We start from the raw sequence: 26315 nt of genomic DNA, 5'->3' as shown, positions 1-26315 counted from the left end.
GTCAGTCGTCGCCGTTGACCTCGCTGGCTAGATCTCCGAAGGCTGCGACGCGCTCAGCGTGGGCGTTGTGCTGGTGGATCGACTCGTCGTTCGACTGTTCCATGCGGACGATTGCGTCGTCGCCCAGGTCGGGGTACGCTTCGACGACACCCTCAGCCATCGATCGGACGCAGTCCTCGACGAACTTGGCGTCGCTGTGGGACTGGTAGGTCATGTGGTCCTCGTCGGGGCGTTTGGCCAGGTTGTAGATCCGGGCGCTCATCGACTCGCGGGCGATCTCGATGAGCTCGTTGAGATCGACCGGGGGGTCACCGTCGGTCTCGACGGTCAGCGTCGCGTGCCCACGTTGGGAGTGTCCCGGCTGTGGGACCGTCTCCAGAAACTCGTCGATGACCTCCTCCTCGACGTCGAGGTCGTTCAGCGTCTGTCTGGCCCGCGCGACGGACATCCCCTGACTGCAGGGGCAGACCGTCATGCCCGTGACTTCGGCACCGATCTCCTCTCTGGTACCGTCTTCGGTTGCGGTCGCCGACGCGATGATGTCGGCAGTCGACTGCGTCGGTTTCTCGCTTACAGGTGTCTCCTCGCGCGTGACGTATTCCGCCTCCATCTTCACCTCGGCCTGTTCGGTGTAGTCGTGTTTCTCCAGCAGACGTTCGGCGGCCTCGCCACAGACGTTCTCGACGCGGTAGACTTCTTCGGCGACGGCGGCTTCCAGCGTCTCGTCGATGACCTCCATGTTTCGGGACATGTCCGCGCCCTTCCGCCAGGACGGCAGGTCCACGAAGACCTCGAACTCGGCCATCAGGACGATCGGTCGCTTGTCCTCGCGACCGAGCTTGACGAGTTTCTCGACGCCGGTGACGCCGACCCGATTCAACCCCACGGTAACGTCCGGACTGGTCGCCTGGACGTCCGGCAACTGCTCGCTCATTCGGCCCGTCCTATGGGCGAACCGACGTTAGGGCTTTCGGAAGCGACACTCTCTCACTCGATCACTTCGTCGGGAAGCGGCGGGCTCGGGTTCAACTCGCGGAACATCGCAGCGAACGCGTCGTCGTTGAACTCCGAGAGCGTCTCGTCGAGGTGCTCGCGGACCGCCTCCCGTCGCTCCGTGAGTTCGGCGTACTCCTCGCTTTCCGCTAACGTGGACTGGCTCTTGTTGGCCTGCAGCGTCGCGAGCTTGCTCGTCAGCGAGTAGAACTGCTGGAACTGCTCGTCGTATTTGGCACACGTGAGCAACCGCCTGACGGTCTCGAACAGTTCCGATCGCGAGACTGGCTTGGTCAGATAGTCGTCGAAGGGCATCTCGATGATGTCGAAATCCGGATCGACGGCCGTCACCATCGCGACCCGTGTCTCGATTCCGTCCGAGCGCAGGGTCCGGAGCACTTCGTCGCCGGACATCTCCGGCATCCGCCGGTCCAGCAACACGACGTCGATCGTCTCGTCGATCGCGTCCAGTGCCTTCTGGCCGCTGTAAGCCGTCCGCACAGTGTACTGCTCGCGCAGCTGTGCGGCGTAGGCGTCAGCGACGTCCGGTTCGTCGTCCACGACGAGGACCGTCTGCGTGTCACCGGATGACATGCGATACGTGAGAGACGTTCACCGACGACCAAAAGGGTTCTGGCCATGAGTTAGCGAACCGACACGATACCCGTTGCCGTCGGGCGGTTGTTCTGCCCGTGGCGGAGCCGACGTGTTCCCGCACCGCCACTGTTATGCCGCCCGGACTGCCAGTGACGCCCATGAGTTCGGATCTGACTGCGACGCTGCACACGAGCGAGGGCGATATCGAGGTACAGCTGTTCGAGGAACGAGCGCCCCGGACGGTCGAGAACTTTGTCGGTCTGGCCGAGGGCGCCAACGACTACGAGAACACGGAGATTGCGCCCGGCACCGGCGCGTGGGAGGATCCCGACACCGGCGAAAAGCGGATCGATCCCCTCTACGACGGGGTGGAGTTCCATCGCGTGATCGAGGGCTTCATGGTCCAGGTCGGCGACCCGCTGGGCAACGGCCGCGGCGGTCCCGGCTACACTTTCGACGACGAGTTCCACGAGGAACTGCGCCACGACGGCCCCGGGGTCCTCTCGATGGCCAACCGCGGCCCGAACACCAACGGCTCGCAGTTCTTCATCACACTCGCGGCCCAGCCCCATCTCGACGACAAGCACCCGGTCTTCGGCGAAGTGATTGACGGGATGGATGTCGTCGAGGCCATCGGCTCGGCGGACACCGACGCGAACGACCAACCGACCTCACCGATCACCCTCGAAAGCGTCGAGGTTCACGACTGACGCTGTGGGCTGTGCCGTTTCGAAGGCGTTCGGCATCCCGCTGTCCGAGCGTCCAGCCGGCAGTATCAGTATCCGATTCCACCGCCGTCGTCCGTCGTCGGCGGTTCCCGGAGTGGCGATCCATCCGGCTGGAGCACGTACCACTCGTCGTCGATGCCTTGCCCGTCGACGTCACCGGGGCTGTCGTCGCCCCCGTAGTAATACAGCGGCCACTCTCCGGCCAGGACTTGCGTCGACCCGTCGTCGCGGGTGATCGTCGACAGGGTCGCCGTCACGTTGTCGGCTGCGGACGGGCTTTCGGCCACGGTCAGTGGCGGCCACGTGGCCGCACAGGCGTCGTAACACGTGCTCCCGCCTGCGTCTTCGTCGGGGGCGAACATGTACAGGGTCATCTCGTCCGGGCCGACCAGAATGTCGTCGTGGTCGTCGGTCGACCGGACCGAAACCGTCACGTCGTCCGTCGTCGGGTTCGATCTATCTCTTCCGGAACAGCCGGTGACCGCGGCTGCGAGTACGGCCGTCCCGAGGAATTGTCGTCTCGTCGGTTCCATGACAGGATACACGGACGGGTAAGGTAAGTACGATTTCCGAACTCGATCCGAATTTCATCCGGAATCAGACCAGCGTGATCCGTGCGATCGCGACCAGTGCGAGGGTTTCCAGCCCACAGAGCAGCGCCATTCCGACCTGTATCGTCGGCGTGGCCACCGCGTACCAGCCAACGAACGCGTCGTTGAGGAGGTACAGGTACAGCCAGATCACGTTCTCGACCAGCAGAAACGCCGCGAACACCAGATACGCCAGCGTGTGGCTGGCCCCGTAGCGGCGGTAGTTTCGCAACCAGATGGCACTCATCGCTCCAATGAGCACGAGATTGCTCGCGGCGGCGACCTGCGCGACAGTCATCCAAACGCCCATCGGTACCCCCTTGATCGGCCGAGAGTATATGCACTTTCCAAATTTCGTCCCATGATCAATCCTCTACGACGGTGTCGAGGATCTCTTCGACAGTGTCCCAGTGACTCCGTACTTGTTCGGTCGGCAGGTACACGGCACCGTAGTCGTCGCTGGAGGCGGTAACGACGTTGTTTTCTTCGAGCACCCTGAGGTGGTGACGGATCGTCGTGTAGTCCATTTCCAGGGCGTCGGCGAGTTGGTTGGGATTGCGCGGCCGGGAGTCGATCGCTCTCAGGAGGTGAGCGCGCGTCTCGGCCCCGCGGGAACTCGCCAGCAACTGCCAGAGCACGCCCTCCATTCACTCCTCGATTCGCCCGGCTGTAATGTAAACGTCCCGCCCGGTCTCTCCGGTCGATCGTCACCCGCCGCTGCAGTGCCGCAAAGCCAAAGCGCCCGGATGCACGTTCTGGATCGAGCGGGCGACCGACTTCGTTCTCGCGGCGTTCCAAACCGTTTATACTGGGCGGGGGGCAACGACGCTACATGGCGAAAGAGCAGACAGAGGTCCGCGAGCTCGACGAGGGCAGCTACGTGATGATGGACGAGACGCCGTGCAAGATCACCGGTTACAGCACGGCCAAGCCGGGCAAACACGGCAGCGCCAAGGCTCGAATCGAGGGCAAGGGCGTCTTCGACGGCAAGAAGCGATCGCTCTCCCAGCCGGTCGACGCGAAGGTGTGGGTCCCGATCATCGAGCGCAAGCAGGGTCAGGTCGTCAACGTCGAAAGTGACGAACTGCAGGTTATGGACCTCGAGACTTACGAGACGTTCGTGATGGTCAGTCCCGACGAGGCCGATCTGAGTCCCGACGACGAGATCGAGTTCCTCGAGTACGAGGGCCAGCGCAAGATCGTCTGAATGTCGGGGTTCCCGGGTGCGCACGCGGATCGAGCGACCGCCGAGTACGTCGTCGTCGGTGCACCGCTCGACCGCTCGACGACCTACCAGCCCGGAACGCGGTTCGGCCCGCGGCGCATCCGTGCCGTCGCTGAATCCTTCGAGGATTACGACCACCACACCGACAGTCGCTTCACTGACCTCGCTGTCCACGACCACGGCGACGTCCGGCCTGGCGGGGATGTCGGGGAATATCTGACCTATCTCGAAGGGGTGCTCGGCGATGCTGACCGAGACGGTGCGATTCCCCTATTGCTCGGCGGCGAGCACACCGTCACCGTCGCGGCCGTCCGGGCGCTGGATCCGGACGTGTTCGTCTGTCTGGACGCTCATCTCGACCTCCGCGAGGAGTTCGGTGGCGATCCGTACAGCCACTCGACGGTCACCAACCACGCGCTGGATGTCGCCGATCGGGCCGTGATTCTCGGCGCGCGTGCCGGCAGCGAACGCGAGTGGGACCGAGCGGCCGAGGCCGACGTGACGGTCGTGCCCCCGGCCGAGGTCCCTGACTGGAAACCGCAACTGGACGGACAGGCGTACCTGAGCGTCGACATCGACGCGGCCGACCCCGGGTTCGCACCGGGCACGGGGACGCTCGAACCGTTTGGACTCGATCCGGCCACGATGCGGCGGGTCGTTCGGGCGGTCGCTCCTCACGCTGTCGGTGCCGACGTGGTCGAAGTGAACGACCAGGACGACGACCAGGCCGCCGTCCTCGGAGCGAAACTCGCTCGCGGGTTCGTCTTCGCGCACGCGGATGCGACGGCGGATCGGTAACCCTCAGCATACGGTCGACTGCCCCCTGTATCGCTCCTCGGTGTCAGGCACCCATAGTTTTGGTCCGTGCCCGTTTGTTACCGATATGGATCGACTCGCGTCGTGTTATTTCTGCGGGGACGCTGTCGACGCACAACTCCAGGAGTACTCGCTCGTCACGTCAGACCGCATCGAGACCGGACGAACAGTCGTCCTGTGTCCGTCGTGTCGCCAGAAGTTGACCACCGTCGTCGAGGACGTGCTGGCTGCCGCCATCGACGGCGGATCGGCGACCGACGGCCCCTCGGTCGACCTCGACGACGACCCGCTGGAGACGCTCGAGCAACCAACAGACGAGGACCACATGACCGCGACTGATGTCGAACCGATCAACGGCGACGGTGATACGCCCTCGGACGATCGAGCTGCGGACGCTGCCGCGATGGGGGATCGAGAAACGACCGATGGCGCAACTGTGACCGGGGACGAGGCCACGTCCGACAGCACTGACGAGCAGGCTGGCAATTCCCAGGACGACGCTAGCTTCGAGCGTGCCGAGTACAACAAGGTCGTGAAACTCCTGCAGAACCGCGAGTTTCCCGTCGAGATCGAGGAGATCACTGTCGTCGCTCGGAGCGCCTACGGGATCGATCGGAATACGACACACGCGATCCTGGACGCCCTGATCGACCGCGGCGTGCTCGAAGACCGCGGCGACGAACTCGTCCGGGCGTGATCGCAACCACTACACTACAGGACGCTGAACGAGGACTATGCGCTGTGGTGAACTCGCCGAACGGCTGGACGAACGACTGGCAGTCGAGGAGTACGCTGACGTCGACGCGAGCGCCAACGGGCTCCAGGTCGGTCCGGCCGATCGGGAGGTCGCCCGGGTCGCCGTCACCGTCGATGCCGCCGTCTCGACGATCGAGCAGGCCGTCGACGCCCAGGCCGACCTCGTGATCGCCCATCACGGCATCTCCTGGGGCGGGATCGACCGCGTGACGGGGACGGCTTACCGGCGACTCGCACCGCTGATCGAGGACGGTCTGGCGCTGTATGCGGCCCATCTCCCGCTGGACGGCCACCAGACGCTCGGCAACGCGGCCGGGTTGGCCGACCTCCTGGAGCTGACCGACACCGAGCCGTTCGGCGAACTCGGCCCGGTCCACGTCGGCCAGCGCGGGACCGCTCCGGACGCCTACAGCGTCGACGCACTGCACGACTTGCTTGCGGGTGAACTCGTCCACGGCGGCGAAGGCGTACAGGTGCTGGAGTTCGGACCGGATCGGATCGAGGACATCGCGATCGTCACTGGCAGCGGCGTCGACTGGCTGGAGGAAGCCGCCGAGAGCGGTGCTGACGCCTTCATTACCGGTGAAGGCAAGCAGAAAGCCTACCATCTCGCGAAAGAACACGGGATTCACGCCTTCTTCGCCGGCCACTACGCGACCGAGACCTTCGGGGTCAAGGCCCTGCAGGATCGCCTCGAGGAGTGGGGGCTGAAGACGACGTTCATCCATGAACCGACCGGGCTCTAGTCGAATACTCTTTACTTGCGGCCGTCCTGGCCTGTCGTATGTCCGAGGGAGCCAGTTTCAGCCAGCAACTCGAATCGCACACCGATGCCTACCTGGACAGCTTCCAGGCAGGTATCGAGCTCCTGCCCGAACTACTCGAGCAGTACGCCGCCGGAGAAGACTACAGCGAGACCATCGAGTCGATCGAGGACTTCGAAAGTGACTGTGACGACCGCAATCTCGCGATCGTCGCGTTGATCACAAACGCCGACCCCATCGACATGGGCAAACTCAACACGCGCATCAACTACAATCAGTCCGCCCTCGTCGAGTTCTACCGGACGATCGACGTCGTCGTGAACATCACCGAGCGGATCGCTCACGAGATCGATATGATGCGACCGGCACACGACAACGCATGTTTCGAGGGGCTCCAGCGGATGGCCGCCGAGGTCGCGGACACGACGGAGTTGCTCGAGGCGGTCATCGAGCGGTTCGTCCGCGATCTCGGCACCTACGAGGCTTCGGACTCCCTCACCGAGGAGATTCAGGCGATCAGAGATATGGAGAGCCGGTGTGACGAGATCCGAAACGACGTGATCGCGACGGCCTTCGCGGACGATTCGATCGAACAACCGCTGATGTACCGCGAGTTGGCCATCCTCTTTGACGATCTGGCCAACCAGATGGAAGACATCACCGAAGAGATCATCATCGTCGCCAGTAACGCGCCCGGTATCGTCGCCGAGGACGGTCCCGATATAAACTGACTCGCACGGGAGCGTCGGCTCGCTCGCCGTCGTGAGACGATGTCCTTAAATGACCGACCGCAGTATAAACGCTCAATGACGACACTGTACGATGTCCCCGCGGAGGACCTCATCGAGGCCGTCGCGGACCGACTCGCCGACGACGGCGACGTCGAGGCACCCGACTGGATCGAGTTCACGACCACCGGCGTCGACCGCGAGCTCCCGCCCGAGCAGGACGACTTCTGGTCGCGCCGTACAGCCAGCCTGCTGCGAAAGGTCGCCGTCGACGGCCCCGTCGGTGTCGGATCGCTCGCCACCGCCTACGGCAACACGAAGGGCGGTTCCAACCGCTATCAGGTCCGGCCCCCGAGCCAGAGCGACGGCTCGCGAAAGATCATCCGCACCGGGCTCCAGCAGCTTGAGGACGCCGGCTACGTCGAAACGAAAGGCAACGACGGCCGTGTGGTCACCGCCGAGGGACGACAGCTGCTCGATTCGATCGCCGACGACGTGCTCGAGGAGATCGACCGACCCGAACTCGAACGCTACGCCTAATCGCCTGGCAGCCACTTTCTCGACTGCAATCCAAAGACATAGATAGACACGCACGAACTACTGTCCAGTGATGGCGGATCACAACTTCCTCGAATCGGACTGGGACTACATTCTCGTACTGGACGCCTGCCGGTACGACGTCTTCAGCGAGGTCTACGAGGACTATCTCGAGGGCGATCTCGAAAAGCGAACGAGTATCGGCTCCTCGACCCCCGAATGGGCCTCGAAGACGTTCACCGGCGAGCACGACCTCGCGTACTTTTCCGGGAACCCCTTCATCAACGATCTGGGGATCCCGCTCAACGAACTCAAGTGGGGTGCCAGTTCCGGCTACGAGTGGACGGCAACCGAGCATATCAGCAATATCATCGACGTCTGGCAGTCCGGCTGGGACGACGACCTGGAGACAGTCCCGCCGGACAGCCTCAACGAGGCCTTCTACGCCAATCAGGACGCCGTCGAGGCCGCCGAGCGCACGGTCATCCACTACATGCAACCCCACGCGCCGTACCTCTCGCGTGGCACGGGCCAGAAACTCAAGCAGATTCAGAAGGGGATCAAACGCCAGGGTGCCCAGCAGTCTCAGTCCGAGGACGAGGACGGCGTGCTCTCGTCGGTTGTCGGGACGGTCCGCCCGAAGGTCGAGAGCGTGCTCGACGACAGCGAATTCGCCCAGAAGATGGGACTGTGGCTGGAACTCGGTCCGCGTGCGGTGATGAAAGACGGGACGCGCGGCGCGGCGATGAATCTCTACGAGGAGAACCTCCGGATCGCGATGGAGTCGGTCGTCGATCTCGTCGAGGACCTTGATGGAGACGTCGTCGTCACGGCCGACCACGGCGAAGCGTTCGGCGAGGAAGGCGTCTGGGAACACCACATCGAGACGCACATCCCGGCGCTCGTCGAGGTCCCCTGGCTCGAAGTCGAGGGCGTCAAGTAGTCCGGCTCGCCCCCTCAAATTCCCGCTGATCCGCTGTTTTCACCGTTCGATCGCATCGCGACCTGGACGGTGACGTTTATACCGTTCCCCGGCCGACAGTGCGGTATGGTCTGGCGACCGAGGGCACGGACGACCGTCTGGCTGGTGACGGTCGTCGCGGCCCTCTCGTTTGCGGTCGGGGTCATCAATATCGCTTCCCAGGAACTCGTCTTGCTGGGTGTCTACGTCCCGGAATCGGTCCAGCGTCTCGCCGGATTCACCGGCGCGCTGACCGGTTTTCTCATGCTGGTCAGCGCCTATGGCCTCCGGAAACGCCTGCGTGCGGCCTGGTACTCGACGCTGATTTTGTTGCCGGTCACCGCGCTGCAGGGATTCGTCCAGGCTGGCGTGCTCACGTTGCCGCTGGTCGGCGTCCCGGTGCCGACCTCAACGCCGCTGATCGCCCTCTCGCTGGTGTCGATCCCGCTGGTTGTGGTCAGCCGGGACCAGTATACGAACTCGTGGTCGCTCTCGACGGCTCAGATGGCGGCGCTGGCGGCGCTGGTCGGCGCACAGATCTACGGCACTGTCGGGACCTACGCACTGCGCGAGCACTTCCCGGCCGTGAACACGGCGCTGGACGCGTTCTACTTCACGCTCGTGACAGCCTCGACGGTCGGCTACGGCGACATCACGGCCGCCACGCAGATCGGCCAACTGTTCAGCATGTCCGTGCTCGTGCTCGGCGTCGCCAGCTTCGGCGCCGCCGCCGGGACGCTACTGGGCCCGGCGCTCGAAGCCCGGTTTGCCGCCGCGCTCGGCCAGGTTTCGGAGGCCCAACTCAATATGCTCGACAATCACATCATCGTCATGGGGTACGGCGAACTGACTGAACCGATTCTCGAAGAACTGACGACGGCCGATAGCTCCTACATTGTCGTTACACCGGACACGGACCGGGCGTCGTCGCTACGGAGTCGCGACGTGACCGTCCTGACGGGCGATCCGAGCGACGAACAGCCGTTGCTCGACGCCGGGATCGAACGCGCGGCGGGCGCGCTGGCCGCGACCAACAACGACGCCGAGGACGCGCTGGCGATCTTAACTGCCCGCGAGCTCAACCCTGACATCCGGATCGTCGCGGCGGCGACCGATCGACAGAACATCGACAAACTCCGGCGCGCCGGCGCTGACACCGTCATCAGCCCGGCTCTCATCGGCGGACACTTGCTCGTCCAGTCGGCGCTGGGTCGGGCCGAAGTCGAGTCGGTCGCCGATCGGATCCTCGGCACTTCGGGCGCGGATGTCGAAGAGATCGCCGAGGACGAATCTTCGTCCGACACTGACGGCGGGTCACGGTCCGACACTGACAGTAGGTCACGAGCAGACACTGACGGTGTTCAATAGTTCCGGTCGAGAATCGCGATGTCCGATTCGAGATCCCCGAGCCGCTCGTACGTCGGCGGCGAGAGGAACCGCGAGGCGGTGCTCCGGTCCCGGCTCGATCCCAGCACGATCAGGTCGAACTGGCTGGCGTTTGCTTCGAGGAATGACGCGATATCGGCGCGAGCGACTCGCGTCTCGACGCGGCCGTCCGCGGTTTCGGCGAGGTTCGCGAGCATCTCCTCGGCGTCGCGACGCTCGCGTTCGGCGTCGATACAGTGGCACACGCTGACTGTGCCGCCGGTCAGTCGCGTCGCGAAGTCGATCATGGCATGAGAGACGTCGCTGGCCTGTCGCACCGGCACCAGGACCCGCGACCACCGGGCCCGCCCGTCGTAGGACTGGTGGACGAGCACGTCGATGTCGCCCCGGAACAGTTCGCGGATATGCGGGGCGGGGCCATCGTTCCCGGTCCGATAGGGGACCGTTATCAGATCACAGCCGGTCTCTTTGGCCGTCCTGGCGATCGTCCGGGCACGGGATCCGCTGCCGGCCGCGACGACGACCTCACAGGGGACGCCGACGACCGTCTCGATGCGTTCGGCACGGGCCTCCAGTGCAGTCGCCGACGACGCCACGGCCCGATCTCTGGCACGGTCCCGGATCGCTCGTTCGTCGTAGGCGTCCCAGTCCTGGCTGATATCGCCGGCGTCCACCCCCTCGCTGTGATCGGGTGGTTCGCGCTCGAAATCGGCCCAGTTCTGGTGTACGTCGCCCGGCTGGACGCCGGCCGAGTCGGCTTGCGGGACGAGCACGTCGCTCTCCTCGTCAGTTCGAGCCCCGTGCCCGTCGAGCAGCGCCTGCTCCTGAGCGGCGATGTCCTCGTCTTCGACGATATCACAGAGGACGACCTTCCCCGCGTCGTGGGCGGCCGCGAGCCGCGCACCCAGCATCGCGGTCGCGTCCTCGTGGGGGCCGCCGGTCGGGACCAGCACGTGATCGTCGCCCCGGGTCGACTCGTAGAGGATGTTCGCTCGCTGTTCGTAGACCGTGTCCCGCCAGAGGACGAACGCGCCGGCCACCAGAGTACTCGACGCCGCAACGCTGAGGACATACGCGAACTGATTCGCGCCGGTGACGTGCACCAAAAGAGCCGTTGCGAACGCCGACGCCTCTTCGATGTCGAGCCCCCAGGTGACGACACCGGTCAAAAGCAGTCCGAGTGCGACGGCACCGGGATCGGCAGCCAGTGTCTGGGGCTGGGGCTGATACCAGAATCGAAGCGCGAGTTCCAGGGCGATCCAGCCCGAGAACGCGCCCGCGGTGAGGCCAGCGACGAACCGCCGCGGCGAGGCGTAGCGACTCTCGGGGTTGGCAAAGAGGGTGTACGACCCCGACGCTAGCGGCGGGAACAGGAGAAACGGCAGGAGGTCGATCGCGTTCGACAGCGCCGTCACGGCTCCCAGCAACAGCGGCAGCGCGACGAGCACCGAGAGGTGTACCAGGTTGCGGGTGTTCTCGATCCAGCGGCGAAACGCCCGGACCTGCCCGTGGAACCGTCTGGAGAGTTGCTTCCGGAGCCCTCGCACGCGTTCGGCCGGGCCAAGCATAGCTTACCGTTCGATCCACCCACAGAGACAAAAAATCCGCGGCCCTGTTCCGCGTCGCGCGGGCCTCACACTGTCGGCAGTCTCACGACGGGACCTCGCGTTACAGTTTCACGGCGGCTTCGAGCGCTATCTCGATCGCCCGCTCGACGTTGTTCCTGGCTTTCTCCGGGAGTTCCTCGCTCTCGGTTTCGCCTTTCTGGGTCCCCTCGACGAGGTTGCCGTCGACGGTGCAGATCGCGCCAGCGGCGAGCCCCTTCCGGCGGGCAAGTGTGAACAGCGCCGCCGCCTCCATTTCGACGGCCAGCAACCCGGCCGCCTCCCAGGCCTCGACGTATTCGTCCGTTTCGGCGTAGAAGGCGTCGTCAGTCGCGAGCGGGCCGACGTGGACGGTCCCGCCGGTCGTCCCGTCTTCGATCCGTTCAGCTGTGTCGACGAGCCCGGAGAGGACGCCGTACTCGGCCACGGCGGGAACGGTCGCGGACTCGTAGCGTTTGGTCGTCCCCTCGTCTTTGGCTGCGCCCGTGGCGACGATCATGTCGCCGATCTCGATGCCCGACTGGAGCGCGCCGGTCGTCCCCACGCGGAGGACGGTCTCGACGCCCACCGCGGCCAGTTCCTCGATGGCGATCGCGGCCGATGGACTGCCGATGCCGGTCGAACAGATCGTCAGCGGTCGCCCCTCGTAGGTGGCGTTGACGACCCTGTACTCGCGGTTCTCGGCGACGAGTTCGATGTCCTCACAGTGGTCGGCGATGCGGTCGACGCGGCCGGGATCGCCCGGCACGAGCGCCAGATCGTGAACGTCGCCCTCCTCGACGAGCAAGTGTGGCTGTTTGGCCATGTCTCGCGGTGGGTGCTCGGGGGACAAAAATCGGGCCGATCCGCGACGCACGTGCCGCGAGTTGAACCGAGACGTGCAAACCCCGGAACGATCCACAACGCACAAGCACGCTCCGGGGCGACTCCCGTTCGTGTCGCCAGTCGACTCGGGACTGCTGTCGATCTTCGCGACCGCCATCGCGCCGATCATCGCCATCGCCGCGGTCGGGTACGCGCTCGGCCGGACGCAGGACGTCGACGCCGGGCCGCTGAACACGATTACCGTCTACGTGCTCGCGCCGGCACTGGTCTTTCACAGCGTCGCGACCACGCCGCTGGGCGGGGAGACGCTGCTGTGGCTGGCCATCGGCGTCACGGGGTTCACCCTGACGATGGCTGCTCTCGCCGAGGGAATCGGCCGGATCGCCGGCGAGACCGAACCCCTGCTCGGGGCGTTCGTACTGACGAGCTCGTTCAGTAACGCCGGCAACTACGGCATCCCGCTGTCCGATTTCGCCTTTGGCTCGGTCGGTCGCTCGACGGCTGTCCTCTTTATCGTCGTCCAGAGCGTCCTGCTGTACACGCTCGGGGTCTACCTCGCCGCCCGCGGTCGCGACGAGAGCGCGTTGGCGGGCGTTCGGCGGATCTTCTCGATCCCGCTCGTCTACGCCGTCGTCGTCGGACTGGTCGCGGGATCGCTTGGGGTTCTCCCACCCGCCGAGAGCGCCACCATGGAGACCGTCGGGATGGTCGGCAACGCCTCGATCCCCGTGATGTTGCTGTTACTCGGGATCCAGCTGTCGAACGCCGAACTCGGGGCCGCCCTGGGCAGCGTCGTCCGCGCGAACGCGTTGAAGATGGTCCTCGCGCCGGCCGTCGCCGTCGGCGTCGCACTGCTTTCGCTGGCAGCGTTTGCCAGACTCGGACTGGAGGGGCCGCAGGCGACTGTCGCCCGGGTGTTCGTCCTCGAATGTGCGACGCCGGCGGCCGTGACGCCGCTGATCCTCGTTGGCGAGTTCTCCGGCGGCTCGGTCGAGGGCGTCACGCCGGAATCGTACGTCTCGACGGTCGTGTTCACCTCGACGCTCGTCTCGATCCCGACGCTGACTGCGCTGATCGCAATTCTGCAGACCGGGATCGTCCTCTAGAACACCCCGGGTGACCCCGCTATAGCTCCTTCACGCGAACGCCGTCGTCAGTCCCACAGTGGATCTCGTCGGCCAGCCCGACAAACAGGCCGTGTTCGAGCACGCCAGGCACCATCGAGAGCTCCCTCGCAAGCGCCGCCGGATCCTCGATCGTCCCGAAGTCACAGTCCAGCACGAGGTTGCCGTTGTCGGTGACGACGGGGCCGTCCTTGCGCTCGGCTGCCCTGAGTTGCGGGTCGCCGCCGAGATCGGTCACCGCCTCGGCGACCGTCCGCCGGGCGTCCGGGAGCACCTCGACCGCCACCGGATGATCGAGGGCGTCCGCCTCCTTCGTCGGGTCGACGACGACGAGCAGCCGGTCGGCGGCAGCGTCGACCAGCTTTTCCCGAGTATGGGCCGCGCCGCCGCCCTTGATCAGCGTCCCGTCGGCGACCTGATCGGCCCCGTCGATCGCCAGGTCGGGCGTCGCGTCTTCGAGGCTCGTCAGCGGAATCCCGACCTCGCGGGCCAGCTGCCGTGACTGGTAGGAGGTCGGGATTCCCTCGATGTCCATGCCGTCATCGATCAGTCTGCCGAGCTTACGGATCGCGTAGGCAGTCGTGCTTCCGGTTCCAAGGCCGACGACCATCCCGTTCGAGACGGCGTCGACCGCGGATTCGCCTGCGGCGCGCTTCTGTTCGTCGGACCCTCCGCGTTTCATACCTGTTGGGCCGAGCGGTGTCCGGAAAAGCGTTCGCGTCCGGGTCCGGGATGGGAGGACGTATCAGCTGCTATGTGAATGTCTGACGTAAGTTTATCCGGACGGGGACGTGTGGTAGGGATATGTGCGGTAACCGCGTCGAAGAGCTCGAAGAGCAGGTCAATCAACTGCAGGCGACTGTCGACGGGCTGACGGACGAGCTGGTCGAGTGCAAGGTTCGCATTCGGGAACTGGAGAACGCCGTCGACGCCGATATGGGGTTCAGTCCGGATTCGGAAGCCGCGGAGCCGGACTCGGCCGAAGAACCTAACACCCAGGAAACCGATCCAACGGACGAGCAGCGCAACGACGAACCGGAGACGGACGGCGATTCGGACATCATCATCGCATGATACGGACTGCCGTATGACGCCACCGGGTGCCCAACCGGCGTCAGCGGAGCATTGACCCCCTATGCACATCAAAGAGCTCGTACTCGACAACTTCAAGAGCTTCGGTCGGAAGACACGAATCCCCTTCTACGAGGACTTCACCACCATCAGCGGCCCGAACGGCTCCGGGAAGTCCAACATTATCGACGCCGTGCTATTCGCGCTCGGACTGGCCCGGACCTCGGGCATTCGCGCCGAGAAGCTGACTGACCTCATCTACAACCCCGGCCACCAGGACGAAAGCGCCGAGACGGCCGGCGAACGGGAGGCCAGCGTCGAGGTCGTGCTGGACAACGCCGACGGCACGCTCGATCGCTCACAGGTCGTCAACGCCGCCGGGACCGACAAGGTCGGCGAGATCGACGAGATCACGATCAAGCGCCGCGTCAAGGAGACCGACGACAACTACTACTCGTATTACTACATCAACGGTCGGTCGGTCAACCTCTCGGACATCCAAGACCTGCTCGCACAGGCCGGGATCACGCCGGAGGGGTACAACGTCGTCATGCAGGGCGACGTGACCGAGATCATCAACATGACTCCACACGCCCGCCGCCAGATCATCGACGAGATCGCGGGCGTCGCCGAGTTCGACGCGAAAAAGGAGGACGCCTTCGAGGAACTGGACGTCGTCGAAGACCGCATCGAGGAGGCCGATCTCCGCATCGAGGAGAAACAGGATCGGCTCGATCAGCTCGAAGACGAACGCGAGACCGCCCTCGAATACCAGGATCTCCGCGAGCAAAAAGAAGAGTACGAGGGCTACCGCAAGGCGGCCGAACTGGAGGACAAGCGGGACGATCTCGCGGCGGTCCGCGACGAGATCGACGAGACGGAGGACGAACTCGCCGAGTTGCAGGCCGAACTCGACGAACGGGAGGGCAAGGTCGTCCGACTGGAGGACGAACTGGCCGAACTCAACCGCGAGATCGAACGGAAAGGCGAAGACGAGCAACTCCAGCTCAAACGCGAGATTGAGGAGGTCAAAGGCGAGATCTCACGGCTGGAGGACAAGATCGACACCGCCGAGGAGAAACTGGAAGACGCCGAAACCGAGCGTCGGCAGGCCTTCGTCGAGATCGACCGCAAGCAGGAGACGATCGACGATCTGGAGGGCGAGATCCGCGAGATCAAGGTCAACAAGTCCTCACTGATGGCCGAGATCCAGGAGCGGGAAGCCGAACTGGAGTCGGTCGAGGCCGAAATCGAGGCGCTGGGTGAGGAGTTCGACGACGTCCGCGAGGAGCTCGAATCGCGCAAGGACGACCTCGCGGAAGCTAAATCCGAGCGCAACGACCTCCAGCACGAGCAGGATCGACTGCTCGATGAGGCGCGGCGGCGCTCGAACGACCAGCGAGAGAAGGAAGCGGCGATCGAAGACGCCGAGGCCCGGATCCCCGAGATCGAGGCCGAACTCGAGGACTTGCGGGCGGAACTGGACAAGGCCGAGCAGAACCGCGAGACGATCGCCGATGTCGTCGAGGACCTTACCGAAGAGAAGCGTGAACTGCAGTCGGATCTCGAATCCATCGAGGACGAGATCAGCGCCAAACAGCAGGAGTACGCCCAGCTGGAGGCCAAAGCCGACGACAGCGGCGACAGCTCCTACGGCCGGGCGGTGACGACGATCCTCAACGCCGACAAGGAGGGCGTCCACGGGACAGTCGCTCAGCTCGGCAGCGTCAGCGGCACGTACGCGACCGCCTGTGAAACCGCGGCCGGCGGGCGGATGGCACACGTCGTGGTCGATGACGACGGCGTCGGCCAGCAGTGCATCGAGTACCTCAAGTCCCGCAACGCCGGCCGGGCGACGTTCCTGCCGATCACGGAGATGCAACACCGGTCGCTGCCCGGCAAGCCCGACCATCCGGGTGTGGTCGATTTCGCTTACAACCTCGTGGATTTCGACAGCGAGTACGCGCCGGTCTTCTCGTACGTGCTGGGCGATACGCTCGTCGTCGAGGACATGGCGACCGCCCGCGAGTTGATGGGCGAGTTCCGGCTGGTGACCCTGGAGGGCGATCTGGTCGAGAAGAGCGGTGCGATGACCGGCGGCTCCCAGAGCGGCTCTCGCTACTCCTTTGCGGGCAGCGAGGGGAAACTCGAACGGGTCGCCCAGCGGATCAACGACCTCGAAGACCAGCGCCAGGACATCCGTGCCGACATCCGCGACGTCGAGGACCGCCTTGAGGACGCCCGTGACCGGAAGTCCGATGCCACAGAGCAGGTCCGGGACATCGAAGCCGAGATCGAAAAGCGAGAGGACGAACGCGAAGGCGTCCACGAGGAGATTGCCGATCTCGAAGACGACCTCGAAGAAATCGAGGCCGAACGCGAGGAGGTCTCCGATCGGATGGACGAGATCGAAGCCGACATCGAAGCGAAGGAAGCCGAGATCGAGGCGATCGAAACGGACATCGCAGAGCTCGAAGCGGAGATCGAAGACTCCGAGCTGCCCGATCTCACCGACGAGGCAGAGGCTATCAACGAGGAGATCGACGACCTCCAGGAGCAGGTCGACGGGCTGGACGCCGACCTGAACGAGAAGCAACTGGAGAAAGAGTACGCCGAGGACGCCATCGAGGATCTCCACGAGAGAATCGAGACGGCACAGAACCGCAAGGCAGACCGCCAGAAGGAGATCGCCGAACTGGAGAGCAAGATCGAGGACAAAGAGGCGGTCCTCGCCGAGAAAGAAGCCGCGGTCGAGGACCTCGAAGACGAGCTGGCCGATCTCAAGGCCGAACGCGAGGATCTCCGTGAGGAGATGCGCGCGGCCAAAGACGCACGCGACGAGCAGAAAGAGGCCGTCGAGCGCGTTCAGAGCGATCTCGACACCCTGGAGGAGACGGCAGAGCGCCTCGACTGGGAGATCGACGAACTCGAGAGCGAGGTCGGCGACTACGACCCCGAGGAGATCCCGGACCACCACACGGTCGAGTCGCAGATCGGTCGCCTGGAGAGCGAGATGGAGGCGCTAGAACCGGTCAACATGCTCGCGATCGAGGAATACGACAACGTCCAGGCCGATCTCGAAGACTTAGAGGAGAAACGCGCCACGCTTCAGGAGGAGGCAGACGGGATCCGCGAGCGGATCGCGACCTACGAGGCGCGCAAGAAGGAGACGTTCATGGACGCCTTCGAGTCGATCAACGATCACTTCGAGTCGATCTTCGAGCGCCTCTCGAACGGGACGGGTCACCTGTATCTCGAAAACGAGGACGATCCCTTCGACGGCGGGTTGACGATGAAGGCCCAGCCTGGCGACAAGCCGATTCAGCGGCTCAATGCCATGAGCGGCGGCGAGAAATCGCTGACAGCGCTCGCGTTCATCTTCGCGATCCAGCGACACAACCCGGCACCGTTCTACGCGCTCGACGAGATCGACGCGTTTCTCGACGCGGCCAACGCCGAGCGGGTCGGAGAGATGGTCGACGAACTCGCCGGGGACGCCCAGTTCGTCGTCGTTTCCCATCGCTCGGCGCTGCTCGAACGGTCCGAACGGGCAATCGGCGTCACGATGCAACAGGACAACGTCTCGGCGGTTACCGGGATCGATCTGAGTGCAGGAGGTGTTCCTGCTGATGACTAGGGAGACGCGAACGGTAGTGAGCGTCTCCGACAGTCGAGCGGGGAGAGCGAGACGCGACTGTCAGGAGCGTCTCGGACGCGAGTGGGGAGAGAATCGACCCGCGAGCGAAGCGACCCGCGAGACTAGCGAGGATCTGAACGAAGTGAAGATCCTCGAAAAAGTGAGCGGGGAGGGGCATCGACCCGCGAGCGAAGCGACCCGCGAGACTAGCGAGGATCTGAACGAAGTGAAGATCCTCGAAAAAAGCGAGAACGGGGAGCGGGGGGAGAGACGCGACTCCGGAGGTTCTGAACGAAGTGAAGATCCTCGAAAAAGCGAGCGGGGGAGCCAGACGCGACTCACGAGCGCGGTCGCGTGGCAACCTGGAGGCGAGCCATGACTGACGACGAGATTCCGCTAGACATCACAGGTCACGAGACCCGGGAGGAACCGGACGACGACCGCAGTTTGCCCGACGGCGGCACCAGCGTTCTCGCGGGCGGCAAATCGGGTGATCCGGGCGGACCGCCGGAGCCGGACGGCACGCCGGGAGACGATGTCGAGCCGGTCGAAGTGCTCGTCCAGCTCGCGGAGGACGGGGAGATCGACCCCTGGGATATCGATGTCGTCCGGGTGACGGACAAGTTCCTCGACGCACTCGAAGAGGCGGATCTGCGAACGTCCGGCCGTGCGCTGTTCTACGCGAGTGTGCTCGTGCGCATGAAAAGTGATGCTATGCTGGACGACGGCGAATCTGCGGATCAGGGACCCGCTGACGGCGACGACCCCTGGGTCGAGCCGCTCGGCGAGGACGAGTTGGGCGTCGACCCCTTCGATCAACTCGACGCCGAGATCGACCGCCGACTCGAGCGCAAGCGCGCTCGCGGGATGCCCCAGACGCTGGACGAACTTGTCCGGGAACTCCGCGATGCCGAGCGGGGCACCTGGTGGAAAGAATCCCGGGAGTACGACACCAGCGACTCCCCACACGGGTATCAGCGCGGGACGCAGCAACTCGACTATCGAAGTGCCGACGATCTTCGGATGGACGAGGAGCCGACCGCGGCCGAGGTCACGGGGACGGCCCACGCCGAAAACATCGACGAGATCATCGGCAGCGTCGAACGTGTGCTCAACGAGCAGTACAACGCCGGCCGATCGGAAGTTCTCTATCGTGAGATCAGCGACGTTACCGGCTCCCGTGTCGAGACGTTCCTCGGACTGCTCTTTCTGTCTCACCGGGGGGAGGTCCTGCTGTCTCAGGACGATCTTTTCGGCGACCTCTGGATCCAGGACCCCACCGCTTCCGGGGCCGGCCCTGCATCTGACGACTGATCCGGGCTGGTCGCCACCGACGAAATCGAACCGGGATAGTGCGCCAGCAAACTGGCGCGGGGCCGCGGCCGACCGCAAGTCGCGTTTTCCATTGGTGCCACCCCCAAGTGGCAACCCCCCAAGTGCGGTCGGCGATCCTTTCCCCCGCGTGTGACACTATCCCTTGTTGCAGTCCGACACCAGTTTACTATAAAATATTTTTGATCGCGATCAGAGTTCGGCACCGAGGTACAGCGAGACGACGAGGAAGACCCACACGAGATCGACGAAGTGCCAGTACATGGAGACTGTACTGACAGATGTATGACGATCCTCGGTGTACTGGCCCATGAGGCTCCGCACGAAGACGATTCCGAGCAAGAGTGCGCCCAGCGACACGTGAGCGCCGTGGAGCCCGGTCAGTCCGTAGAAGGCGCTGTTGAACGCTCCGCCCTGGATCGTGAAGCCCTCGTGGACGATAAATTCGTAGTACTCGTAGGCCTGTCCGCCGATGAAGACGATCCCGAGCAGGAGTGTCACCCCGAGCAACCGCACGAATCGCCGGCGGTTCCCGTTGCGAAGCGCGACGTGTGCGAAATGCAGGGTCACGCTACTCGCGAGCAGGATCGCGGTGTTGATCACGACCAGACTCCCGAGCAGTTCGGGAAACGCATCGGTACTCCACGCGCCCGACCGGATGAAGAAGTAATAGACGAACCCAGCACCGAACGTGGCGATCTCCGAACCCAGGAACAGTACCATGCCGAACCGGAGGGAGCTACTGCCTCGCTGCTCGGTGCCGTGTTCCCAGTAGTTAGCCACGAACGCGTGATACAGCCAGCCGTAGATCCCACCCAGCAACAGCAGGACGCTCGCCGAGAGGACACCGCCGGCGGCGACCCGGAGCGTGATCGCTCGTCCGCCGAGTGTCGTCAGCGTCGGATTCGAACTCTGGCTCCAGATCACGAGCGCCAGGCCAATGTAGATCAGCGCCCCGCCCACGGCTGTCACGAACGGCCACCAGCTGGCCTCGCCGAACCCGCGGGGCCAGTCCTCGACTGCCGGGAGGTGATGTTCCCCGTGGTCCTCGGAGTCTGCGGTACTCATACCCACCCGTAGCGGGCCGGATATTAAAAATCCCCCTGAATACGGGGGTGTTTGCTTATACTTCCGTCCGGAAGCTATTCCACGACAGGCCACACAAGGATATCGTGTATGTGCGCCTGTCGGTCCCGCCGTCGATATGGCCGGCTCGCGAGCCTTCTAGCGCTGCTTTCCGTGGCCGTCGGCTCGGTCTCGGCACACGGGGCGGCGCTGAGCGACGGCGGTCGCGAGACCGTCGCCATCCCGACCTGGCTCTTTCTGGTGACTGGCGGGGCCGCGATCGGCGCGTCGTTCCTGCTCGCGTCACTCGTCACTGATCGGGCGCTGATCGACGCGATCCACGGCTGGCGCCGCGACCTTCCGATCGTCGGGGAGCCCCTCGCGCGGCCGCTTCTCCGTCTGTTCGGCGTCGCTGGACTGGCGTGGGTGTTCGTCATCGCCCTTTTCGGACCGTCACGAGGGACTGCGAACGCGGCGGTCCTGCTAGTGTGGGTCGGCTGGTGGGCTGGGTTCACGATGTCGACGTATCTCGTCGGCTCTGTCTGGCCGGCGCTCAATCCCTGGCGGACGCTCGCGGACCGGCTCCCTTCTCTGGAGTCGTCCTATCCCGAGCGCCTGGGCGCCTGGCCGAGCGTCGTCGGCCTGCTCGCGCTGATCTGGATCGAAGTCGTCAGTCCGGTCGCGGACGAGCCACGGACGCTGGCGGCTGTCGTCGCCGGCTATACGGGCGTCACGTTGCTCGGAGCGTTCACCTACGGCCCGGACCGCTGGTTCGGGACGGTCGACCCGGTCGCGCGCGTGTTCCGGTACTACGGCCGTCTCGCGCCGCTGGCCCGCGAAAACGGATCGATCAAACTGCGGTTGCCCGGAACGGCGCTCGCCGAGACTCGGCTGATCGACGGATTCGATGAAGTCGGGTTCGTCATCGCGCTGGTGTGGGCGACCACGTACGACGGATTTGTCGCGACGCCCGCCTGGGAATCGGCCGCGACACCGGTCGTCGAGGCCGGCGTCCCGCCGCTGGCGCTGTATCTGCTGGTTCTCGCCGGCGGGTACCTGCTGTTCGTGGGCGTCTATCTGCTCGGCACGCGGTACAGTCGACGACTCGCGGGGACCTACCTGTCGACGGCGACGCTGGCCCGTCGGTTCGCTCCGCCCCTGCTGGCGATCGCTGCCGGCTATCACCTCGCTCACTATCTGGGCTATTTCCTGACGTTGGCCCCGTCGCTGGCTACGACGGCGGCGACGCCGCTGACGCTTCGGGCAACTGTCCCCGTGCTCGTCCTGCCGGGCTGGTTCGACGCCGTCGGACTGGCGACCGTCCTACTGGGACACGTCCTGGCGATCTGGGCCGCCCACGCAGTCGCGTTCGACAGCTTTCCCGGCCGGCTACAGGCGATCCGTAGCCAGTATCCCTATACCGTCGTCATGATCTTGTACACGATATCGAGCCTGTTCATCGTCTCCCAGCCGACCATCGAACCCCCGCTCCTATGATCACCGATACATACGACGTACCGCCGGGCGAACCGGTCTACGAGTGCCCCTATTGTGGACGGCCGTTTCCCGAGGAACGGCTCCTCGCGCTTCACCGCGGGATCGATCATCCCGACCGCATCGACGCCGAGGAACAGGCGGCTTTCGAGTCCGCATACGAGGCTGAAGCGGACCCCCTCCAGCGCTACCGGATCGCCGCCGTCGGCGTGCTCGTCGTGCTGTATTTCGGCCTGTTGATGGCGTTCGCGCTGCTGAGCTGATCCACCCCAGCTGACTATGCCTGCCTACTGTGTCGCCTCTGCGCGCAGGTCGGCCGGCGGCTCGCCGGGGAGGTCGTCCCTGCCGGGGTCGGCTTCGAAGTCCGGATCCGGCCCCTTCGGGACGATCCGCTTGGGACTCACGTCGGGATGGGTCGTGTAGTAGTGCTCCTTGATGTGGTCCATGTTCACGGTCTCAGCGATATTCCCGGTTTGATAGACATCTCGAAGATACGGCCAGAGGTTATCGTACTCGCGGATGAGCGTGTGGTTACACATGAAGTGCGTGTGATAGACTTCGTCGAACCGGACCAGCGTCGTGAACATCGCGATGTCTGCCTCGGTGAGGCGGTCGCCGGCGAGATACCGCTGGTCGGCGAGCACCGAATCCCAGTGGTCGAGCGCGTCGAACAACTCCTCGACGGCCTCGTCGTAGGCTTCCTGGGCATCGGCGAATCCGGTGCGGTAGACGCCGTTGTTGATCGGCTCGTAGATCGCGTCGATGATCCGATCGACTTCCTCTTGATAGCCCTCGGGGTAGAGATCCACGTCGTTCTCGGCGACATCGTCGAACGCCGTATCCAGCATCCGCATGATCTCCTCGGATTCGTTGTTGACGATCGTCCCCTCCTGTTTGTCCCAGAGCACGGGTACGGTGACCCGTCCCGTCATCTCGGGATCGGCCTGTACGTAGATCTCCCGCAGGTAGTCCGCCTCGCTGACCGTGTCCGGCGTGCAGCCGTCCTTCTCGGGCGTGAACTGCCAGCCGTCTTCACCCCGGTAGGGATCGACGTAGTCGACCGATATCACGTCTTCCAGCCCCTTCAGTTTCCGCGTGACGAGCGTCCGGTGGGCCCACGGACAGGCCCGACAGACGTAGAGGTGATACCGGTCTGCTTCCGGCTGGAACCGCGCGTCCGGCTCGTCCTGAACCCAGTCGCGGAAGGCGGTCGTCTGGCGTTCGAACTCCCCGTCCTCGTTCGTGGTTCGGTAGGCGTCGGTTCGCCACTCTCCGTCGATGAGCATGTTCATGGCTCCCCGTACGGCCTCCCCCCGGAAAAACAGACCAGTAACGTCGATGTCACCGACCGACGGTATCATCCTGGCCCTGCTAGGGCGACACAGTATTCGGTGGGGTTCGAAGCCCTTATCCCGACGCTGGGCCACGTATTCTTCAAGAGTACCTATGTCGGACAAACCCGCCTCGATGTATCGAAACATCGACAAGCCGTCGTACACCCGACGCGAGTACATCACTGGCATTCCCGGGTCGAAGATCGCACAGCACCAGATGGGCAACAAGGACAAGGAGTCCGAGGACTACCCCGTCCAGATCAGCCTCCTCGTCGAAGAGGAAGTACAGTTGCGTCACGGCTCGATGGAGGCCGCTCGGCTGTCGGCTAACCGCCACCTGATCAAGGAACTCGGTGAGGGTAACTACAAGATGACCCTCCGGAAGTTCCCGCATCAGGTCATCCGAGAGAACAAACAGGCCACTGGCGCCGGCGCGGACCGTGTCTCCGACGGGATGCGCGCCGCCTTCGGGAAGATCGTCGGCACCGCCGCCCGCATCCAGAAAGGCGAGCGTCTCTTTACGGCCTACTGTGACGTCGATCAGGCCGACGCGGTCAAGGAGGCCTACCGCCGCGCGTACAACAAGATCACGCCGCCGTGTCGCATCAAGGTCGAACGCGGCGAAGAGCTGCTCATCTCCTGAAATCCCTCGCGAGCGCCTGGCTGCGCCCGCTCGCCCTTTTCATGTCCACCAGGACAGCATCGAGACGGCCAGCGGTCGCTGGCTGCTCGCCAAGACGCCAGCGCTTTCTGTAGCCGCTCGCGAGCTGCGAGCGGCAGGCCTGCCCGTCCCGGGGAGCGCCATGAACGCCGCTCCCGGCCGCCGCCCGGACGTACTCGTTCCTGCCACACGTCGAACACCCAGTAGCAAGTGGTTTGACCCAGGCCGCCGAGAGGTCGCATATGGACGCAGACATCACCCAATCGACGGTCGGCGGGACCGTCCAGGCCCCGCCGTCGAAGAGCTACACGCACCGAGCGATCCTGGCAGCCGGCTACGCCGGCGGCGCGACCGTCCGCGATCCGCTGGTGAGTGCCGACACGAAAGCGACGATGCGCGCGGTCGAGGCCTACGGCGGTCGCGTCGACCGCCACGACGACCGCCTCGACGTGACGGGATTCGACGGCCGCCCCGAGGTTCCCGACGACGTGATCGACTGTGCCAACAGCGGCACGACCATGCGCCTCGTGACGGCCACGGCCGCCCTCGGCGACGGACTGACCGTTCTCACCGGTGACGACTCCCTTCGCTCGCGACCGCAGGGCCCGCTCTTGGACGCCATCGACCAACTCGACGGCCGCGCCGAGAGTACTCGCGGGAACGGCCAGGCTCCGCTGGTCGTCGGTGGCCCCGTCGATGGCGGGCGCGTCTCGATCCCGGGCGACGTCTCCTCGCAGTACATCACCGCCCTGCTGATGGCGGGCGCGATCACCGACGGTGGCATCGAGATCGCCCTCGAAACCGAACTCAAATCGGCCCCCTACGTCGACATCACTCTCGAAGTGCTGGAGGGGTTCGGGATCGACGCCGAATCGACAACCGAGGGGTTTGTCGTCGCGGGCGGACAGTCCTACGATCCCGACGGCGGCGAGTACACCGTCCCCGGCGACTTCTCGTCGATCTCGTATCTGCTGGCGATGGGCGCACTCGCCGCGCCGGACGGCCTGGCTGTCACGGGTGCGTATCCCAGCGCGCAGGGCGACGCTGCCATCGTCGATGTCCTCCAGCGGATGGGCGCGGATCTCACCTGGGATCGGGAAGCCGGCGAGATCGACGTTACGCGATCGGATCTGACCGGCGTCGAGGTCAGCGTCGCGGACACTCCGGACCTGCTGCCGACGATCGCCGTCCTCGGGGCTGTCGCGGACGGAACCACGCGGATCGTCGACTGCGAGCACGTCCGCTACAAGGAGACCGACCGCGTCGCCGCGATGGCCGAATCGCTCACTGCGATGGGCGCCTCGGTCGAAGAAGAACACGACACGCTCACGATCCACGGCAGCGACAGTGATCTCGACGGAACGACCGTCGACGGGCGCGCGGACCACCGGATCGTCATGTCGCTCTCGGTCGCCGGGCTCGTCGCTGATGGCACCACGACTGTCGAAGGTATCGAACACGTCGACGTGTCGTTCCCCGGCTTCTTCGACGAACTCGAGGCGCTCGGCGCGGCCGTCGAGCGCTAGTGTTCCGGCTCCTCAGCGGGTGCGAGCATGTCGTCGATCGTCAGAATCAGGCTGTTGCCGGTGTCGTCTTTCCCCTCGACCGTCCCGACGACCTGTAGTTTCGACAGCGGCGTCGGGCCGACGGTGACGGTATCCCCTTCGTCGAACTCGCCAATCGAGCCCTGGAGTTTGATCTCCGCCCGGCATTTTTCGGGGTGGTGGACACTCGTCAGGTTGATCTCCTCGACGTTCGCGAACTCGACCCGCTCGCCGTCGTGAAAGAGCGGTACTTCCGCTGGCTGTTCCATCTCCTGTATCTGCAACGCGTCGTAGGCGTTTGCCGTCGGCTTGTAGCCGCCTTTCGGCCCCGGCACGCCCTCGACTAACTGCAGGGCTTTGAGACTCTGCATCTGGTTTCGGATCGTTCCCGGGTTCCGGTCGACCTGCTCGGCGATATCTTCGCCCTTGACTGCACTCTCCCGCTCGCGGTAGAGATTGACGAGCTCCTGGAGAATGTTCCGCTGGCTGGGAGTCAATTCGATCGATGACATTACCGGTTTTTCGTTATAATACGACTTAAAC

At 64.6% G+C, this 26315-nt stretch carries 29 protein-coding genes; 18 read left to right on the top strand and 11 right to left on the bottom strand.

Annotated features, from left to right (window positions below):
* Nucleotide 1: 1 nt before the first annotated feature.
* Together mptA and HSEST_RS09865 are read right to left on the bottom strand one after the other, a co-directional pair.
* Entirely contained in the window at nt 2-934 is a 933-nt protein-coding gene (gene mptA / locus HSEST_RS09870) for a GTP cyclohydrolase MptA (protein WP_229120767.1), read from the bottom strand.
* A 53-nt stretch (nt 935-987) separates the two neighbouring features.
* Entirely contained in the window at nt 988-1587 is a 600-nt protein-coding gene (locus HSEST_RS09865) for a response regulator transcription factor (protein WP_229120766.1), read from the bottom strand.
* Between the two features lie 161 nt (nt 1588-1748).
* Here HSEST_RS09865 and HSEST_RS09860 point away from each other — a divergent pair, with 161 nt between their 5' ends.
* The gene (locus HSEST_RS09860; protein ID WP_324254828.1) at nt 1749-2300 is read left to right on the top strand and encodes a peptidylprolyl isomerase; all 552 of its coding nucleotides are present in this window, start codon (nt 1749-1751) and stop codon (nt 2298-2300) included.
* Between the two features lie 65 nt (nt 2301-2365).
* Here HSEST_RS09860 and HSEST_RS09855 read toward each other — a convergent pair whose 3' ends face one another.
* From HSEST_RS09855 to HSEST_RS09845, 3 genes are all read right to left on the bottom strand, one after another.
* A complete protein-coding gene (locus HSEST_RS09855; RefSeq protein WP_229120764.1) occupies nt 2366-2851 on the bottom strand; it encodes a hypothetical protein in 486 nt (161 codons plus the stop codon).
* 64 nt (nt 2852-2915) lie between these two features.
* The gene (locus HSEST_RS09850; RefSeq protein ID WP_229120763.1) at nt 2916-3206 is read right to left on the bottom strand and encodes a hypothetical protein; all 291 of its coding nucleotides are present in this window, start codon (nt 3204-3206) and stop codon (nt 2916-2918) included.
* A 67-nt stretch (nt 3207-3273) separates the two neighbouring features.
* Complete coding sequence (locus tag HSEST_RS09845) at nt 3274-3555, bottom strand: winged helix-turn-helix domain-containing protein (protein WP_229120762.1); 282 nt, start codon at nt 3553-3555, stop codon at nt 3274-3276.
* A gap of 185 nt (nt 3556-3740) precedes the next feature.
* Here HSEST_RS09845 and HSEST_RS09840 point away from each other — a divergent pair, with 185 nt between their 5' ends.
* From HSEST_RS09840 to HSEST_RS09805, 8 genes are all read left to right on the top strand, one after another.
* The gene (locus HSEST_RS09840) at nt 3741-4115 is read left to right on the top strand and encodes a translation initiation factor IF-5A (RefSeq protein WP_229120761.1); all 375 of its coding nucleotides are present in this window, start codon (nt 3741-3743) and stop codon (nt 4113-4115) included.
* Nucleotides 4116-4931, top strand: a complete 816-nt coding sequence (locus HSEST_RS09835; protein ID WP_229120760.1) for an arginase family protein — start codon at nt 4116-4118, stop codon at nt 4929-4931.
* Between the two features lie 85 nt (nt 4932-5016).
* The gene (locus HSEST_RS09830; RefSeq protein ID WP_229120759.1) at nt 5017-5646 is read left to right on the top strand and encodes a hypothetical protein; all 630 of its coding nucleotides are present in this window, start codon (nt 5017-5019) and stop codon (nt 5644-5646) included.
* Nucleotides 5647-5683: 37 nt separating this feature from the next.
* Nucleotides 5684-6451, top strand: coding sequence for a Nif3-like dinuclear metal center hexameric protein (locus tag HSEST_RS09825; protein ID WP_229120758.1), 768 nt, complete (start codon nt 5684-5686; stop codon nt 6449-6451).
* Between the two features lie 38 nt (nt 6452-6489).
* Nucleotides 6490-7200 (top strand): DUF47 family protein, encoded by a 711-nt coding sequence (locus HSEST_RS09820; protein ID WP_229120757.1) that lies wholly within the window; start codon nt 6490-6492, stop codon nt 7198-7200.
* A gap of 75 nt (nt 7201-7275) precedes the next feature.
* Nucleotides 7276-7737 (top strand): 30S ribosomal protein S19e, encoded by a 462-nt coding sequence (locus HSEST_RS09815; RefSeq protein ID WP_229120756.1) that lies wholly within the window; start codon nt 7276-7278, stop codon nt 7735-7737.
* A gap of 70 nt (nt 7738-7807) precedes the next feature.
* On the top strand, nt 7808-8677 hold the full coding sequence (locus tag HSEST_RS09810) for a hypothetical protein (RefSeq protein WP_229120755.1): 870 nt from the start codon (nt 7808-7810) through the stop codon (nt 8675-8677).
* A gap of 105 nt (nt 8678-8782) precedes the next feature.
* A complete protein-coding gene (locus HSEST_RS09805) occupies nt 8783-10063 on the top strand; it encodes an NAD-binding protein (RefSeq protein ID WP_229120754.1) in 1281 nt (426 codons plus the stop codon).
* Here the strand turns inward: HSEST_RS09805 and HSEST_RS09800 are convergent.
* Entirely contained in the window at nt 10057-11649 is a 1593-nt protein-coding gene (locus tag HSEST_RS09800) for an HPP family protein (protein WP_229120753.1), read from the bottom strand. The two genes, HSEST_RS09805 and HSEST_RS09800, sit on opposite strands and share 7 nt — an antisense overlap.
* Nucleotides 11650-11749: 100 nt before the next feature.
* Nucleotides 11750-12490: a nucleoside phosphorylase gene (locus HSEST_RS09795; RefSeq protein WP_229120752.1), complete on the bottom strand. Its 741-nt coding sequence runs from the start codon at nt 12488-12490 to the stop codon at nt 11750-11752.
* A 130-nt stretch (nt 12491-12620) separates the two neighbouring features.
* On the opposite strand from HSEST_RS09795, the gene HSEST_RS09790 reads away from it, so the two are divergent.
* A complete protein-coding gene (locus tag HSEST_RS09790; RefSeq protein ID WP_229120751.1) occupies nt 12621-13616 on the top strand; it encodes an AEC family transporter in 996 nt (331 codons plus the stop codon).
* A 19-nt stretch (nt 13617-13635) separates the two neighbouring features.
* Here HSEST_RS09790 and rpiA read toward each other — a convergent pair whose 3' ends face one another.
* On the bottom strand, nt 13636-14316 hold the full coding sequence (gene rpiA, locus HSEST_RS09785) for a ribose-5-phosphate isomerase RpiA (protein ID WP_229120750.1): 681 nt from the start codon (nt 14314-14316) through the stop codon (nt 13636-13638).
* Between the two features lie 122 nt (nt 14317-14438).
* Here rpiA and HSEST_RS09780 point away from each other — a divergent pair, with 122 nt between their 5' ends.
* From HSEST_RS09780 to HSEST_RS09765, 4 genes are all read left to right on the top strand, one after another.
* Complete coding sequence (locus HSEST_RS09780) at nt 14439-14708, top strand: DUF7518 family protein (protein ID WP_229120749.1); 270 nt, start codon at nt 14439-14441, stop codon at nt 14706-14708.
* Nucleotides 14709-14769: 61 nt separating this feature from the next.
* The gene (smc, locus tag HSEST_RS09775; RefSeq protein ID WP_229120748.1) at nt 14770-18342 is read left to right on the top strand and encodes a chromosome segregation protein SMC; all 3573 of its coding nucleotides are present in this window, start codon (nt 14770-14772) and stop codon (nt 18340-18342) included.
* A complete protein-coding gene (locus tag HSEST_RS09770; RefSeq protein ID WP_229120747.1) occupies nt 18335-18721 on the top strand; it encodes a cytochrome P450 in 387 nt (128 codons plus the stop codon). The genes smc and HSEST_RS09770 overlap by 8 nt, the downstream gene beginning before the upstream one ends.
* Nucleotides 18718-19656 (top strand): segregation/condensation protein A, encoded by a 939-nt coding sequence (locus HSEST_RS09765; RefSeq protein WP_229120746.1) that lies wholly within the window; start codon nt 18718-18720, stop codon nt 19654-19656. Before HSEST_RS09770 ends, HSEST_RS09765 begins: the two co-directional genes overlap by 4 nt.
* 210 nt (nt 19657-19866) lie before the next feature.
* Here the strand turns inward: HSEST_RS09765 and HSEST_RS09760 are convergent, their stop codons facing one another.
* Nucleotides 19867-20742 (bottom strand): cytochrome c oxidase subunit 3, encoded by an 876-nt coding sequence (locus tag HSEST_RS09760; protein WP_229120745.1) that lies wholly within the window; start codon nt 20740-20742, stop codon nt 19867-19869.
* A 108-nt stretch (nt 20743-20850) separates the two neighbouring features.
* Here HSEST_RS09760 and HSEST_RS09755 point away from each other — a divergent pair, with 108 nt between their 5' ends.
* Nucleotides 20851-22236: a hypothetical protein gene (locus tag HSEST_RS09755; RefSeq protein WP_229120744.1), complete on the top strand. Its 1386-nt coding sequence runs from the start codon at nt 20851-20853 to the stop codon at nt 22234-22236.
* Nucleotides 22233-22496, top strand: coding sequence for a DUF7410 domain-containing protein (locus HSEST_RS09750; RefSeq protein WP_229120743.1), 264 nt, complete (start codon nt 22233-22235; stop codon nt 22494-22496). The genes HSEST_RS09755 and HSEST_RS09750 overlap by 4 nt, the downstream gene beginning before the upstream one ends.
* 24 nt (nt 22497-22520) lie before the next feature.
* Here HSEST_RS09750 and HSEST_RS09745 read toward each other — a convergent pair whose 3' ends face one another.
* The gene (locus tag HSEST_RS09745) at nt 22521-23525 is read right to left on the bottom strand and encodes a glutathione S-transferase family protein (RefSeq protein WP_229120742.1); all 1005 of its coding nucleotides are present in this window, start codon (nt 23523-23525) and stop codon (nt 22521-22523) included.
* A 154-nt stretch (nt 23526-23679) separates the two neighbouring features.
* Between HSEST_RS09745 and HSEST_RS09740 the strand changes: the two genes are divergently transcribed.
* A complete protein-coding gene (locus tag HSEST_RS09740; protein WP_229120741.1) occupies nt 23680-24210 on the top strand; it encodes a 50S ribosomal protein L16 in 531 nt (176 codons plus the stop codon).
* Nucleotides 24211-24470: 260 nt separating this feature from the next.
* On the top strand, nt 24471-25754 hold the full coding sequence (aroA, locus tag HSEST_RS09735) for a 3-phosphoshikimate 1-carboxyvinyltransferase (RefSeq protein ID WP_229120740.1): 1284 nt from the start codon (nt 24471-24473) through the stop codon (nt 25752-25754).
* On the opposite strand, the gene HSEST_RS09730 is transcribed toward aroA, so the two are convergent.
* Nucleotides 25751-26284 (bottom strand): HTH domain-containing protein, encoded by a 534-nt coding sequence (locus tag HSEST_RS09730; protein ID WP_229120739.1) that lies wholly within the window; start codon nt 26282-26284, stop codon nt 25751-25753. The two genes, aroA and HSEST_RS09730, sit on opposite strands and share 4 nt — an antisense overlap.
* Between the last annotated feature and the right edge of the window lie 31 nt (nt 26285-26315).

It is taken from the genome of Halapricum desulfuricans, assembly GCF_017094465.1.
Lineage (GTDB): Archaea > Halobacteriota > Halobacteria > Halobacteriales > Haloarculaceae > Halapricum.
This window is presented reverse-complemented; position numbering and strand designations above follow the sequence as displayed.